Origin of the sequence: Kribbella sp. NPDC003505, assembly GCF_040610875.1 — a bacterium.
Classification (GTDB): Bacteria; Actinomycetota; Actinomycetes; order Propionibacteriales; family Kribbellaceae; genus Kribbella.
This window is the reverse complement of sequence record NZ_JBEXNA010000004.1, coordinates 260,715-273,168: the sequence shown is the minus strand read 5'-3', so window position 1 is coordinate 273,168 and position 12,454 is coordinate 260,715. Positions and strand designations below refer to the sequence as shown.

Genomic DNA, 12,454 nt, shown 5'->3' with positions numbered 1-12,454 from the left:
CCGGGCTATTCAGGAAAACTCAGCTTTTTGCTTCGAGATTCAGCAAGAATCGCTTCGCCTCGAGGCCTCCGGCGTACCCGGTGAGCGCGCCGTTCGCGCCGATCACCCGATGGCAGGGCAGCACGACGCACACCGGGTTGGCGCCCAGCGCGGTCCCGACCGCGCGCGCCGCCTTCGGCCGGGCGATGTCGCCGGCCACCGCGCCGTACGTGGTGGTCCGCCCGTAGCTCGTGTGCGTCGGCAGGTCCTCGAGCACCAGCCGCTGGAACGGCGACGCCAGGACCAGATCGACGTCCAGGTCGAACGCCCTGCGCTGCCCGGCGAGGTACTCGTCGAGTTGCCGCCGTACGTCGTCCAGCGGGCCGGGTTGCCGGAGGACCCGTGGCGACACGGCCCGGGCGAGCCGGCCGGTCATCGTCTCCTCGTCGTCGAACGAGCTGGCCACGACCCGCCCGTGCGCGATCGCGAGCAGCATCGTCCCGAGCGGGGTGTCGTGCAGCGTGTAGGCGACGTCGGCGTCCGGCAATACAGGCGGTTTCGGGCCGGGGGTGCTGAGCCGGGTCAGCCGGCTCTCGAGATCAGTCATCGTGTACTCCGAGTTTCGTGCGCAGGGTCGCCAGCGCGTCGCTGACGAGCCGGCGCGACGCGGCGGGCGTGGTGTCCAGAGCGGCGGCAACGCCGTGGTGGTCCAGGTCGCCGACGTATTTGAGCGTGATCGCGAAGCGTTGCCGCTCCGGGAGGTCGTTGACCGCCCGCCACAGGTCGGGGTCCGGCCAGTCCGCGGTCTCGGGCCCGTCGACCGCGACCGGCGGCGCCTCGTCCAGCGGGCGCTGCGGTTTCCGCGCCCGGTGCACGTCGGTCGCGCACCGGGCGGTGATGGTCAGCAGCCAGCTGCGCAGGTTCTTCGCCGACGTCAGCGCCGGGTACGCCGCGTACGCCTTCTCCCAGGCGCGCTGCGCCACGTCGTCGCCGTCGTCCGGACCCGCCAGCGCGCGGGCCAGCCTGGCCACGTCCTGCCAGTGCGCGTCGATCAACGCCTGGAACGGGGGTAACCGCAGAGCCATCACGTCAGTAGAACGCATCGGGGTCGCGGCGTGTGAGTCCGGATCACGAGATTGTCTAGTTACTTGGTGGACATTGGTGCGAAGATAGCTGACATGACGACGACACACCTCACCCGCCGTCGCGTCATCGACCTGCTGCGGACGGCGAGCGCCACCTGTCGGTGACGCGTTCTCTCGCTGCTGCCTGCCTGAGGCCTGTCTGATCACGCCTCACTTCACCTGTGGTCCCTGCCCCGTTCCGAGGGAGAGACATGTCTGTACCTGCCTTGAACCGTCCTGCCCTGTCCGTCGTCCCGGACCGATCCGTGGAGCGGACGGTGGACGCCGACGTCTACCGCTCCGTATTCCGTCGCCACGCCGCCGGCGTCGTGGTGATCACCGCGGACGCCGGGCACGGCCCGGTCGGCTTCACCGCGACCTCGCTGGTCTCGATCAGCCTGCTGCCGCCGCTCGTCTCGTTCGCGATCGCCACCAGCGCATCCAGTTGGCCGGCCGTGAGCACGGCGAGCAGCGTGGTGATCAACTTCCTGTCCGCCGACCAGCACGCGATCGCCGGCCGGTTCGCCACCAGCGGCATCGACCGGTTCGCCGAACCGACCCGCTGGTCGCGGCTGGCCACCGGCGAACCCGTCCTCGACGACGCCCCGAGCTTCCTGCGGGCGCAGATCGCGCACCGCTTCGCCGTCGGCGACCACTACCTGGTCGTCGCCCGCCTCGCCACCCATACCGAACGCCGTGAGCACGAGTCGCTGCTCTACCACGACGGCCGCTACGCGAAAGCACACCATGTCTAGAAAACGTCTCTTCCCCGTCCTCGCCCTGCTCGCCCTGGTCGCCGGTTGCGGCGCGAACGCGGCCGCCGACGACTCCGCGAAGCTCTCGCTGGACGCACCGCTGCCGGCCACTGTGCCGGACGGCGCCAAGATCGTCGTCGGCGATCCCGCCACCGAGGTCGCGCTGAAGCTCTCCGGCCAGTACGACAAGGTCTCGAAGTACGTCCAGTTCGCGAACCTGAGCGGTGGTCCGCAGACCACCGAGGCGTTCCGGGCGCACGCCCTGGACCTCGGCTCGGTCGCCGAGATCCCCTCGATCCACGCGACCTGGACCGGTCTGCACGTGAAGATCGTCGCCTCCAAGTTCCGCCAGGACCCGCTGCACCACCCGATCTACAAGCTGGGCGTCGCTCCCGGGGTGTCGGTGAAGACCCTCGGTGACTTACGCGGCAAGAAGATCGCGTACAGCCCGGGGCAGGCGCAGGGCGCCCTGATCCTGAAGGTGCTGAAGAAGGCGGGGTTGACCAAGGACGACGTCAAGCTGGTCGAGCTGCCGAGCACCGGCGACGTCTACGCCCAGGCGCTCGCCGGCAAGCAGGTCGACGTGGCCCCGATCGGCGGCGTCCAGATCAAGCGCTACCTCGCGAAGTACGGCAAGGACGGCGCGAGCACGATCGACCACGGCCTGCGTGACGACGCCGGCCACCTCTACGGTCCGGTCGAGTCGCTCGAGGACCCGGCGAAGGCCGCCGCGATCCGCGCGTACGTCGCTGCCTGGGGGGTCGCCCAGGAATGGATCGACAAGCACCCCAAGGAGTGGATCGAGGGCTACTACGTCAAGAACCAAGGCCTGAGCGCCGCCGACGGGCAGTGGCTGGTCGACAACGCCGGTCACCCGGACATCCCGGCGGACTGGAGCGACGCGATCCAGCGTCAGCAGGAGACGATCGAGTTGCTTGCCCAGGAGACCGGCAACAAGGTGATCGAGGCCAAGGACCTGTACGACCTGCGGTTCCAGACCGTCGCCGCGGACGCGATCAAGGCAGGCGCCAAATGAGCGCGACCACCCTGCCCGGACTGCGTCCGCGCGCCGCGACCAGCCCCGTCGTACGACGCCGCCGGCTCGGACCGGGCACGCCGATCCGGTTCGGGGCAGCGATCGGGCCGGTGCTGCTGCTGGTGATCTGGAGCATCGGATCCGCCACCGGTTGGATCGACCAACGGGTACTGTCCGCGCCGTGGACCGTGGTGACCACGGCCGGCGACCTGATCGCCGACGGCCGCCTGCAGTCGAACCTGTGGACGTCCGCGCAGCGTGCGCTCATCGGCCTCGCGCTCGGCATCGTGCTCGGCGTCGTCCTCGCGCTGATTTCCGGCCTGTCCCGGCTCGGTGAGGCGGTCCTCGACGGCCCGATCCAGATCAAGCGCGCGATCCCGTCGCTGGCGCTGCTGCCGCTGCTGATCCTCTGGCTGGGCATCGGCGAGTCGATGAAGATCGTCACCATCCTGCTCGGGGTGTTCGTGCCGATCTACATCCACACCCACAACGGGCTGCGCACGATCGACAGCCGGTACGTCGAGCTCGCGCAGACCGTCGGGCTGTCGCAGTGGGACTTCGTCCGGCGCGTCGTCCTGCCGGGCGCGCTGCCCGGCTTCCTGCTCGGGCTGCGGTTCGCCGTCACCGGCGCCTGGCTGTCGCTGGTCGTCGTCGAGCAGATCAACTCCACCAGCGGCATCGGCTACATGATGGAACTGGCCCGCACCTACGGGCAGACCGACATCATCATCGTCGGCCTGGTCGTGTACGGCGTCCTCGGTCTGCTGTCCGACGCGGTCGTCCGCCTGGTCCAGAGGAGGGCGCTGTCATGGCGACGAACGTTGGCCTCCTGACCGTCCAGGTCCGCGACCTGGTCCGCCGGTACGACGATCGCGCCGTCCTGGACGGGCTGGACCTGGACGTCGCGCCCGGCGAATTCGTCGCGCTGCTGGGGAAGAGCGGATCCGGGAAGAGCACGCTGCTGCGCGCCCTCGCCGGCCTGGACCACGACGTCGAGGGAACCGGTGAGCTGACCGTTCCCGCGAACGTCTCGGTGGTGTTCCAGGACTCCAGGCTGTTGCCATGGGCAAGAGTGCTCGACAATGTCGTGCTCGGATTGGGCGCTGCGGACGACCGCGGCCGCGAGAGCCTGGCGGAGGTCGGGCTCGCCGGACGCGAGAAGGCCTGGCCGAACGAGCTGTCCGGCGGCGAGCAACAGCGGGTCGCGTTGGCGCGGTCGCTCGTGCGGGAGCCGGAGCTGTTGCTCGCGGACGAGCCGTTCGGGGCGCTGGACGCGCTGACCCGGCTGAAGATGCACGCGCTGCTGCGGAAGCTGTGCGCGGCCCACCAACCCGCCGTACTGCTGGTGACGCACGACGTCGACGAGGCGATCGTGCTGGCCGACCGGGTGATCGTGCTCGACGCCGGCCGGATCGTCGCCGAGGAAACCATCACGCTGGCGGCGCCCCGGAGCGCGGCCGATCCAGGATTCGCCGCGGTCCGGTCGCGGCTTCTCGACGCCTTGGGAGTTTCGGTATGAGCAGGCCCAACAAACAACTGCACCTGAACGCGTTCCTGATGAGCACCGGTCACCACGAGGCGTCCTGGCGGCTGCCGGAGAGCGACCCGTTCGCGAACACGTCCGTGGCGCACTACCAGGCGCTGGCGCAGCTGGCCGAGCGCGGCAAGTTCGACTCGATCTTCTTCGCCGACTCGCCGGTGCTGTTCGGCAACGTCGCGCGGCGCCCGGCCGGTTCGCTGGAGCCGACCGTGCTGCTCACCGCGATTGCCGCCGTCACATCGCGGATCGGGCTGATCGCGACCGCGTCCACGACGTACAACGAGCCGTTCAACCTGGCCCGTCGGTTCGCCAGCGTCGACCACGTGAGCGGCGGCCGCGCGGGCTGGAACGTCGTCACCACGGCCGGGCCGGAGGCGGCACGCAACTTCAACCTGGCCGATCAGCCGGCGCACGCGGAGCGGTACGAGCGGGCGGCCGAGTTCCTCGAGGTCGCGTACAAGCTCTGGGACTCGTGGCAGGACGACGCGGCGATCGCGGACAAGTCGTCGGGGGTGTGGGCGCTGAACGAGCGCGTTGTGCCCATCGACCACGTCGGGCGGCACTTCCAGGTCCGTGGGCCGCTGAACCTGCCGCGCTCGCCCCAGGGGCGCCCGCTCATCGTCCAGGCCGGGTCGTCGGAGGACGGCAAGGGCCTGGCGGCCCGGTACGCCGAAGCCGTGTTCACCGCGCAGCAGACGCTGGAGGACGCGCAGGAGTTCTACCGAGACCTGAAGGCGCGGACGGCGGCCCTCGGTCGGGATCCGTCGTCGGTGAAGATCCTGCCCGGAATCGTGCCGGTGATCGGGTCCACGGCCGCGGAGGCGGAGCGGCTGGAGCACCAGCTGGACTCACTGATCCGGCCGGAGTACGCGCGGCTGCAGCTGGCCCGCACGCTGCGGGTGGCGCCGGAGGACCTGCCGCTCGACCAGCAGCTGCCCGCCGATCTCCCCGACGAGGACGAGATCGAGGGCGCGAAGAGTCGGTACACGCTGATCGTGACACTCGCCCGGCGGGAGAAGCTGACCGTCCGCGAGCTGATCGGCCGGCTCGGCGGCGGGCGCGGGCACCGGACCTTCACCGGCACGCCGGAGCAGGTCGCGGACGCGATCCAGCACTGGTTCGAGGCCGGCGCGGCCGACGGCTTCAACGTCATGCCGCCGGTCCTGCCGTCCGGTCTCACCAAGTTCGTGGACGAGGTGATCCCGATCCTGCAGGCCCGCGGCCTGTTCCGGACCGAGTACACCGGCACGACCCTGCGCGAGCACTACGGCCTGCCGCGTCCTGCCGGCCGTCTCGTCGCGCCGCAGGAGGCTACTGCCTGAGTCGTCGGGGGTCCCGTCAGGTGGCGGGACCCCCGACCCGTACGACGAGCTTCCCGACCGCCTTGCCGTCCTGCATGATGCGGTGCGCCTGGCCGATCTCGTCCATCGTGAAGACCCGGTCGATCCGGATCGGGAGCGTGCCGGCCGCGACCAGGTCGACGTACCGCTGGAACGCCGCGGCGGGCAGGTCCGAGCGCTCGCCGCCGTACGCCGTCAGCCGGACGCCGTTCGGGAGGTAGCCGATCGGGTAGAAGTCCGGGATCGTCCAGGTGTCGCTGAGCATTCCCGTGAAACACACCGTGCCGTGCACAGCAGTGGCTTTCAGAGTGTCGGGGAGGACATTCGTCCCGACCAGTTCGAGCGCCGCCTGAACGCCGTCCGGCAGAATCTCCCGGACCTTTTCCGCAACGTTGCCGTCATCAACGATCGGATGATCGACGCCGAGCTCGCGGAGCACCTGGACCCGCTGCGGATTCCGCGTCGTCGAGAACACCGTCAGCCCGTGCTCCTTCGCCAGCACGGCCGCCGCGACGCCGACCGACGACGTACCGCCGCGGACCAGCAGCGACTGGCCCGGCTCGATCCCGAGGCCCGTGTAGAGCGAGCCGTGTGCCGTCTGCAGCATCTCCGGCAGCGCGCCGAGCGTCGCCCAGTCGAGATCGGTCGTCACCGGGATCACCGACGACGCCGGGACGACGGTGTACTCGGCGTACCCGCCGTCGTACTCGCGGCCCATCCCGCCCATCATCGCCACCACCTGCTGCCCGCTGGTGAATTCACCACCCGGCGCGAGGTCGACCGTCCCGGCGGCCTCGATGCCGGGGATCACCGGGAACCGCGCGTTGGTCGCCAGCCCGGCGCGCAGGTGGTACTCCGAGCGGTTCAGCCCGAAGGCCTCCACCTTGATCCGCACCCAGCCGGCCTCCGGCTCCGGTACCGGCACCCGCCGCACCCGAAGCTCCTCCGGCTCCACCGGCCCGTCCAGCACGATCGCCCGCATGTCCATGCCGCCAATCTTCGCCGACCCTGTGAAAGAGTTTCTTTCATGCGGAAGCTCCCGCGCGTCGTAGCTCATCGCGGCGCCAGTGACGTCAATCCCGAGCACACTCTCGCGGCGTACCAGCGGGCGATCGAAGTCGGCGCGGACGGACTCGAGTGTGACGTCCGGCTGACCTCCGACGGGCACCTGGTGTGCGTCCACGACCGCCGGATCGAGCGCACCTCGAACGGCCGCGGCGTGCTGTCCACGATGAGCCTCGAGGAGCTGGAGACGTACGACTGGGGCTCCTGGAAGCACCCGTGGGCCGAGCTGGACGAGGACGCCGAGCTACCGGGCCTCGACGTCCGGAAGGTGCTCACGCTCGAGACGCTGCTCGCCACCGTGCGGGACGCCGGCCGGCCGGTCGAGCTGGCGATCGAGACCAAGCACCCGACCCGGTACGCCGGTCTGGTCGAACGCCGCCTGATCGAGGCCCTCGACCGCTTCGGCTGGGCGCACCCGAAGGTCGGCAGCGAGTCCCCGGCGCGGGTGATGAGCTTCTCCTGGCTGTCGCTGCGCCGGATGCGCGCCGCGGCGCCCGGCCTGCGCACGGTCCTGCTGATGGACCGCGTCCCGCTGCGCTTCCGCGACGGCTCGCTGCCGACCGGCGTTTCGTACGCCGGACCGAGCCTGGAGATCGTCACCGCGCACCCGGAGTACGTCGACCGCGCGCACAAGCACGGGCACCAGGTCCACGTCTGGACCGTGAACGCCGAGAACGACATCCGGCACTGCCGCGACATCGGCGTCGACGCGGTGATCAGCGACCGCCCGGACGTCGCGCTCCGGGTCCTCGCGGAGGGACCGGAAGGTGTAGGACGTCGTACCTGACTTGCGGGTTTGTGACACGCCGGGACGAAATTGTGTGGCTTGTGTCACGCGGTCCGGATACGTAGCGAGCTGAATGCGGGCGGTTATCGTAAACGTTCAATTCCGTCGATTTCGTTACGGTTTCAGGGATTTTAGGCGTGATCTTCAGGAGGCTATGTAACGGAATACTTGCGGGTGTTTTCCGGGCCGGGTTCGTGGGCAGAAGTTCCTGTGGCTGAACCGATCATCGAGGAGACCCTGCTTGTCCTCTGCGACCCTGCCCGCCGACGTGAGCGTCGTGGACGTCGTACTGCCGCATGAAGTGTCCGCGGTAGCGGACGCCCGGCGCCGTCTGGCCGCCTACCTGAAGCGCTACCGGGTCACCGTTGCCGCCTCTGACGACGCGCAACTGGTGCTCTCGGAGCTGCTCTCCAACGCCATCCGGTACGCACCTCCGCTGCCGGCCGGTGAAGTGCGGGCCGCGTGGTGGATCGACAAGGCAGGAATCCATGTCGAGGTCACCGACGGTCGTGGCGACACCGAGCCGCAGCGGATCAGCGACCCGCACCCGGAGTCGATCGGCGGCCGCGGCCTGGCCATCGTCGACGTCCTCACCTCCGGCTGGGACGTCCGCACCGCCAGCTCGCACCGCACGGTGCACGCGGTCATCCCGAACTGACCCCCGCGCCTCCCCGACCCGGGTCTTTGCCCGGCCTTTCCGCCCCCGCCCGGCCTTCCCGACCCCCGCCCGCCAACACGAGTGGATATCCCCTGGTGCGGGGGGTTCTCCGTTGGTCTGCGAGCGGAGAACCCCCACCACGAACGGTTAACCCTTCGCGTGTGGTGGGCGCTGGTTGGCCCTCGGGTGGGCTCGGCTGTAAGACTGCGGGGTTATGGGAAAGAAGTCGCGGCAGCGCGCGAAGAACACGACGACGACCGTCACGCTCGACCCGGCCGATCTGGTGGACGTCGGGCCGCGCGAACCCTGCCCGTGCGGTTCGGGCAAGCGGTTCAAGCAGTGCCACGGCAAGGACCGGGCGCAGACCGCGGACAGCTTCGTGGTGCGGCCGTTCGAGGGGCTGCCGTCGGAGTGCGACCTGATCGCCTTCCGCGAGATCGTGCCGTCCGGCACCGTGCAGGTCGAGCTCGTCGGTGACCACGCCGGCAAGGTGATCAACCTGGTCACCCTGCTCCCGATGGCGATGCCGGGTGTGGTGCGCGACGACGAGACCATCTGGATCGGGATGCAGACGCACGCCTCCTCGGGCGACCCGAGCCGCGACCTCGGCCACGCGATCACCACCGCGCTGCGCACCGACCCGGGACACCCGGTGCAGGTCGGCGATCTGATGAAGGACGGCCCGCGGCTGCAGGACCTGATCGACACGAGCAAGCCGCTCGACATCAAGGTTCACGACGGCTTCGAGTACTGGGTCGGCGAGAACGTCGAGGACCCGACCGGGGAGGTCGCGGCCGGCCTGGAGCGCGCGAACGCCGCGGCTGCGCCGACGGTCCGGCTGGAGTCGGTCGAGGCGGCGTACTGGACGAAGATCGGCGATCGCATCTACCTGCGCTGGGTGCTGCCGCACACCGAGGACACGCTGCTCGACGCCCTGGCCCGGCTGCACGCCGTCGGCTCGTCCGCGATCGTGGACGGCAGCCGGCTGATCGGCTCGTTCCGTGCGCTCGGCGTCCTGGCGCCGGTCTGGGAGCTGCCCGCCGGCACCGAGGCCGCCGACGTCGAGAAGCCGGCCGCCGACTTCGCGACGGCGCTGGAGAAGGCGCTCGCCACCGAGGCCCCGCTCAGCACCGAGGAACGAGCCGCCCGCGCCGGCCTCGCCAGCCGCCAACTCACCATCCGCTGACCCCAGCACGGCAAACCCTGGATCCCACGCGTACCGGTCCAGTGTGGGAACGCCCGGCTGAACCACCAGCCGGGCGTTCCCGCTCCCGCTCGACGGTTTGAACGGGCGACCAGCCAGGCGGCCCTGCAACAGGTGGAGGAGCCACCTTGGCGGTTGGCCACGCCAACGACAAACGCCCACTCGGCTGAGCCGGGTGGGCGTTGTGCTGACTGAGAGCGGTCTAGGCCGCCGAAGCGACCTGACCTCAGAAACGTGGACGGCCCAAGTCCTGCTGACGGGGGAGCAACAGGGCCTGGGCCTAGGCATGAAGAGTACTCAGGCCAAGGGCTCCGCACAACCCCCGATTTCACTCCGCGTGTCGCCAGGCTCACAACCCACCGGGCTAGGTGTGATGTTCAGGGAGGTTGGTCAGTCGGGTGATGGGTGGTTGGTCTCCGATTGAGCTGTGGGGTCGGTGGTGATTGTAGAAGTGGAGCCAGCCGGGGAGTGCGGTTCGGCGTTGGGTTTCTGAGGTGTAGAAGCGGGCGTAGGCCCAGCCGTCGGCCAGGGTGCGGTGGAATCTCTCGATTTTGCCGTTGGTTTGGGGACGGTAGGGCCGGGTTTTCTTGGGTGTGATGGCGAGTTCGGTGCAGGCGTCGCGCCAGGCGTGGGACTTGTAGGCCGAGCCGTTGTCGGACAAGACGCGTTCGACGGTGACGCCGTGGTCGGTGAACCAGGCCACGGCCCGGCGCAGGACGTCGATGGCGGTGGCGGCCTTCTCGTCGGTGTGGATCTCGGCGTAGGCCAGGCGGGAGTGGTCGTCGATGACGGTGTGCAGGTAGCTGATACCTGGACGGGGTTCGTAGCGGTGGTTGCGGATTCCGGTGCGTTTGGCGGTGGCCTCGCGGTGCCGTTTGCCTTGTTGCCTGCCGACGAAGCGGTGGCCGCCGCCGTCGGGGATGTTGCCGAACTTGGTGACGTCGACATGGATCAGCGATCCGGGATAGGCGTGTTCGTAGCGGCGCAGGGGTTCGCCGGTGACCCGGTCGATGCGGGACAGCCGGTTGATCCGGCAGCGGACCAGGACGGCGTGCACGGTCGAGGCCGCGAGTCCGAGCCGGCCGGCGATCTGGACCGGGCCGAGCCGCTGGCGCCACCGCAGATCCACGATCCGGCGTACCAGGTGTGGTGGTGTCTTGGTGGGGCTGCGATGCGGCCGGGAGCTGCGGTCGGCCATCCCGGCGGCCCCTTCGGTCCGGTACCGATCAGCCCATTTCCGGGCGGTCTTGGCCGCGACCATGAACATCTTCGCGGCCGCGGCGTACGTCCAGCCGTCCTCGACGATCAGACGCGCCAGCCGCAGCCGGGTGCGCGGGGTCAAAGTCGCGTTAACGTGGGACACGAAGGCCTCCGGTCAGGTGAAGCGGTGAACTAGACAGCTCCACTTCACAACCGGAGGCCTTCACCTGTCACCCAGGCTCACCGCCACCGGGCAGGACAACCTCCCTGAACATCACACCTAGGGCATGTCTGATAATCCAGCGCCTACTGCGGGGCACTCGGCACGGCATCTCGCCGCACGGGAGCAAAGGCCACGATGCGCCGCATCGAGACCTTCGCTCCCGCACGCCGAGCTACCGCACCGAGCACCTCCTCGCGACGGCGCTGGATTATCAGACATGCCCTAGGTGGTGACGGGGGCGCGGAGGACCGGGCACGACATGCAGCGGGGGCCGCCTCGGCCGGAGCCGAGCTCGGAGCCGGAGATGCGGATGACCTCGATGCCGGACTCCTCCAGGCGCGCGTTGGTCTCCACGGTCCGCTCGTAGGCGATGCACACCCGCGGCGCCAGGGCCAGGGTGTTGTTGCCGTCGTCCCACTGCTCGCGCTCGGCCGTCACCGGGTCCAGGCCGGTGTCGATGCGCCGCAGGGTGTCGATGCCGAGCGCCTTCGCCGCCGCGACCAGGAACGGCTCGGACTCCGCGACGTGCAACTGGTCGCCGTCGGTGGTGACCGCCAGCGCCCGCATCTCCTCGGCCATGTTCGGATACATCAGGACGGCGTCGGTGTCGACCATCGTGCAGACGGTGTCGAGGTGCATCGTCGCCCGCTGCTGCGCGATCGGTACGGCGAGCACGGTGTGGGCGAGGCCCTTCGTGAACACCCGCTGGGCGAGCCGCTCCACGCCGGCAGGCGTCGTCCGCTCGCCGACTCCGACCGCGAGGACGCCGGGGCCGAGCGCGAGCACGTCCCCGCCCTCGACGTGCTCCAGTTGGTGGTCATACACCTTGTCGGCGCCGGCGAACCGGGGGTGGAACGTGTAGATCAGCTCGGTCAGCTGGGTCTCGCGCGCCCGGGCCGGCATCGCGAGCGAGGTGACCGCGACCGAGTCCCGGATCCAGACGCTCGAGTCGCGGGTGAAGAGCAGGTTCGGCAGGGGGTCGATCAGGAAGTCCTCGTGCGCCAGCAGCGAGGTGACCAGCCCGCCGGCGTGGACCTCGTCGTTGCGCACGCCGGCCATCAGGGCCTCGGCCAGCGCGGCCGGCTCCAGGTCGCCGAGGGCGGCCCGCAGATAGTCGCGCAGGGTGTCGCCCAGCCGCAGGTCCTCGGTCGCGCCGGCGACTGCCTGGGCGCGAGCCTCCGGATGGCTGAGCGACTCGGTCAGCAGCTCGCCGAGATACAGCACCTCGACGTCGCGGTCGCGGAGCGCCTGGGCGAATGCGTCGTGCTCGTCCTGCGCCCGCCCGACCCACGGGATGCCGTCGAACAGCAGCTTGTCGTTGTTGCGCGGCGTGAGCCGGCGGAGCTCGTTGCCCGGCCGGTGCAGCATCACGGTCCGCAGCGGACCGACCTCACTGTCGACGCCGTACGCCGTGCCGTCCCGGAATCCCTGGCCGTCCTGCCGCGTCTCGGTCATCCGTCCGCCCTTCGCCTCCGCCGTGCCCACCACGCTACGGCAACCCGGTCAATCTGTCTGATTGTCCGACAATATGCGTCGGATGGCC

General features: G+C 69.8%; 13 protein-coding genes. 8 read left to right on the top strand and 5 right to left on the bottom strand.

What is annotated here, in order from left to right:
* Window positions 1-19: 19 nt before the first annotated feature.
* A complete protein-coding gene (locus tag ABZX12_RS15055; RefSeq protein WP_355693389.1) occupies window positions 20-586 on the bottom strand; it encodes a methylated-DNA--[protein]-cysteine S-methyltransferase in 567 nt (188 codons plus the stop codon).
* Window positions 579-1,064, bottom strand: coding sequence for a sigma-70 family RNA polymerase sigma factor (locus ABZX12_RS15050; protein ID WP_355693388.1), 486 nt, complete (start codon window positions 1,062-1,064; stop codon window positions 579-581). Before ABZX12_RS15050 ends, ABZX12_RS15055 begins: the two co-directional genes overlap by 8 nt.
* A 251-nt stretch (window positions 1,065-1,315) precedes the next feature.
* On the opposite strand from ABZX12_RS15050, the gene ABZX12_RS15045 reads away from it, so the two are divergent.
* From ABZX12_RS15045 to ABZX12_RS15025, 5 genes are read left to right on the top strand one after another with little or no spacing between them, the layout of a single operon-like run.
* On the top strand, window positions 1,316-1,858 hold the full coding sequence (locus tag ABZX12_RS15045; protein ID WP_355693386.1) for a flavin reductase family protein: 543 nt from the start codon (window positions 1,316-1,318) through the stop codon (window positions 1,856-1,858).
* Complete coding sequence (locus ABZX12_RS15040; RefSeq protein WP_355693384.1) at window positions 1,851-2,894, top strand: ABC transporter substrate-binding protein; 1,044 nt, start codon at window positions 1,851-1,853, stop codon at window positions 2,892-2,894. Before ABZX12_RS15045 ends, ABZX12_RS15040 begins: the two co-directional genes overlap by 8 nt.
* Window positions 2,891-3,727: an ABC transporter permease gene (locus ABZX12_RS15035; protein ID WP_355693382.1), complete on the top strand. Its 837-nt coding sequence runs from the start codon at window positions 2,891-2,893 to the stop codon at window positions 3,725-3,727. The genes ABZX12_RS15040 and ABZX12_RS15035 overlap by 4 nt, the downstream gene beginning before the upstream one ends.
* Window positions 3,703-4,413, top strand: coding sequence for an ABC transporter ATP-binding protein (locus tag ABZX12_RS15030; protein WP_355693380.1), 711 nt, complete (start codon window positions 3,703-3,705; stop codon window positions 4,411-4,413). The genes ABZX12_RS15035 and ABZX12_RS15030 overlap by 25 nt, the downstream gene beginning before the upstream one ends.
* Complete coding sequence (locus ABZX12_RS15025; protein ID WP_355693378.1) at window positions 4,410-5,756, top strand: LLM class flavin-dependent oxidoreductase; 1,347 nt, start codon at window positions 4,410-4,412, stop codon at window positions 5,754-5,756. Before ABZX12_RS15030 ends, ABZX12_RS15025 begins: the two co-directional genes overlap by 4 nt.
* Window positions 5,757-5,772: 16 nt before the next feature.
* Here the strand turns inward: ABZX12_RS15025 and ABZX12_RS15020 are convergent, their stop codons facing one another.
* Window positions 5,773-6,762 (bottom strand): zinc-binding alcohol dehydrogenase family protein, encoded by a 990-nt coding sequence (locus ABZX12_RS15020; protein WP_355693376.1) that lies wholly within the window; start codon window positions 6,760-6,762, stop codon window positions 5,773-5,775.
* A 39-nt stretch (window positions 6,763-6,801) separates the two neighbouring features.
* Between ABZX12_RS15020 and ABZX12_RS15015 the strand changes: the two genes are divergently transcribed.
* The 3 genes from ABZX12_RS15015 (at window position 6,802) to ABZX12_RS15005 (ending at window position 9,470) form a co-directional block, all read left to right on the top strand.
* A complete protein-coding gene (locus ABZX12_RS15015) occupies window positions 6,802-7,626 on the top strand; it encodes a glycerophosphodiester phosphodiesterase family protein (RefSeq protein ID WP_355693375.1) in 825 nt (274 codons plus the stop codon).
* A 241-nt stretch (window positions 7,627-7,867) separates the two neighbouring features.
* Window positions 7,868-8,284 (top strand): ATP-binding protein, encoded by a 417-nt coding sequence (locus ABZX12_RS15010; protein WP_355693373.1) that lies wholly within the window; start codon window positions 7,868-7,870, stop codon window positions 8,282-8,284.
* A 214-nt stretch (window positions 8,285-8,498) separates the two neighbouring features.
* Window positions 8,499-9,470: a DUF5926 family protein gene (locus ABZX12_RS15005; RefSeq protein WP_355693371.1), complete on the top strand. Its 972-nt coding sequence runs from the start codon at window positions 8,499-8,501 to the stop codon at window positions 9,468-9,470.
* A 382-nt stretch (window positions 9,471-9,852) separates the two neighbouring features.
* Here ABZX12_RS15005 and ABZX12_RS15000 read toward each other — a convergent pair whose 3' ends face one another.
* Entirely contained in the window at window positions 9,853-10,851 is a 999-nt protein-coding gene (locus ABZX12_RS15000; protein WP_355693369.1) for an IS481 family transposase, read from the bottom strand.
* Between the two features lie 282 nt (window positions 10,852-11,133).
* Window positions 11,134-12,366 carry an arginine deiminase gene (locus tag ABZX12_RS14995; RefSeq protein WP_355693368.1) on the bottom strand — a complete coding sequence of 411 codons (1,233 nt, stop codon included), beginning with the start codon at window positions 12,364-12,366 and terminating at the stop codon, window positions 11,134-11,136.
* Window positions 12,367-12,454: the final 88 nt, after the last annotated feature.

Coding starts and splice junctions, on each gene's coding strand:
- ABZX12_RS15020 (WP_355693376.1), bottom strand. CDS start 6,762: ATGGACATGCGGGCGATCGTGCTGGACGGGCCGGTGGAGCCGGAGGAG.
- ABZX12_RS15055 (WP_355693389.1), bottom strand. CDS start 586: ATGACTGATCTCGAGAGCCGGCTGACCCGGCTCAGCACCCCCGGCCCG.
- ABZX12_RS15035 (WP_355693382.1), top strand. CDS start 2,891: ATGAGCGCGACCACCCTGCCCGGACTGCGTCCGCGCGCCGCGACCAGC.
- ABZX12_RS15050 (WP_355693388.1), bottom strand. CDS start 1,064: ATGGCTCTGCGGTTACCCCCGTTCCAGGCGTTGATCGACGCGCACTGG.
- ABZX12_RS15030 (WP_355693380.1), top strand. CDS start 3,703: ATGGCGACGAACGTTGGCCTCCTGACCGTCCAGGTCCGCGACCTGGTC.
- ABZX12_RS15040 (WP_355693384.1), top strand. CDS start 1,851: ATGTCTAGAAAACGTCTCTTCCCCGTCCTCGCCCTGCTCGCCCTGGTC.
- ABZX12_RS15005 (WP_355693371.1), top strand. CDS start 8,499: ATGGGAAAGAAGTCGCGGCAGCGCGCGAAGAACACGACGACGACCGTC.
- ABZX12_RS14995 (WP_355693368.1), bottom strand. CDS start 12,366: ATGACCGAGACGCGGCAGGACGGCCAGGGATTCCGGGACGGCACGGCG.
- ABZX12_RS15015 (WP_355693375.1), top strand. CDS start 6,802: ATGCGGAAGCTCCCGCGCGTCGTAGCTCATCGCGGCGCCAGTGACGTC.
- ABZX12_RS15025 (WP_355693378.1), top strand. CDS start 4,410: ATGAGCAGGCCCAACAAACAACTGCACCTGAACGCGTTCCTGATGAGC.
- ABZX12_RS15045 (WP_355693386.1), top strand. CDS start 1,316: ATGTCTGTACCTGCCTTGAACCGTCCTGCCCTGTCCGTCGTCCCGGAC.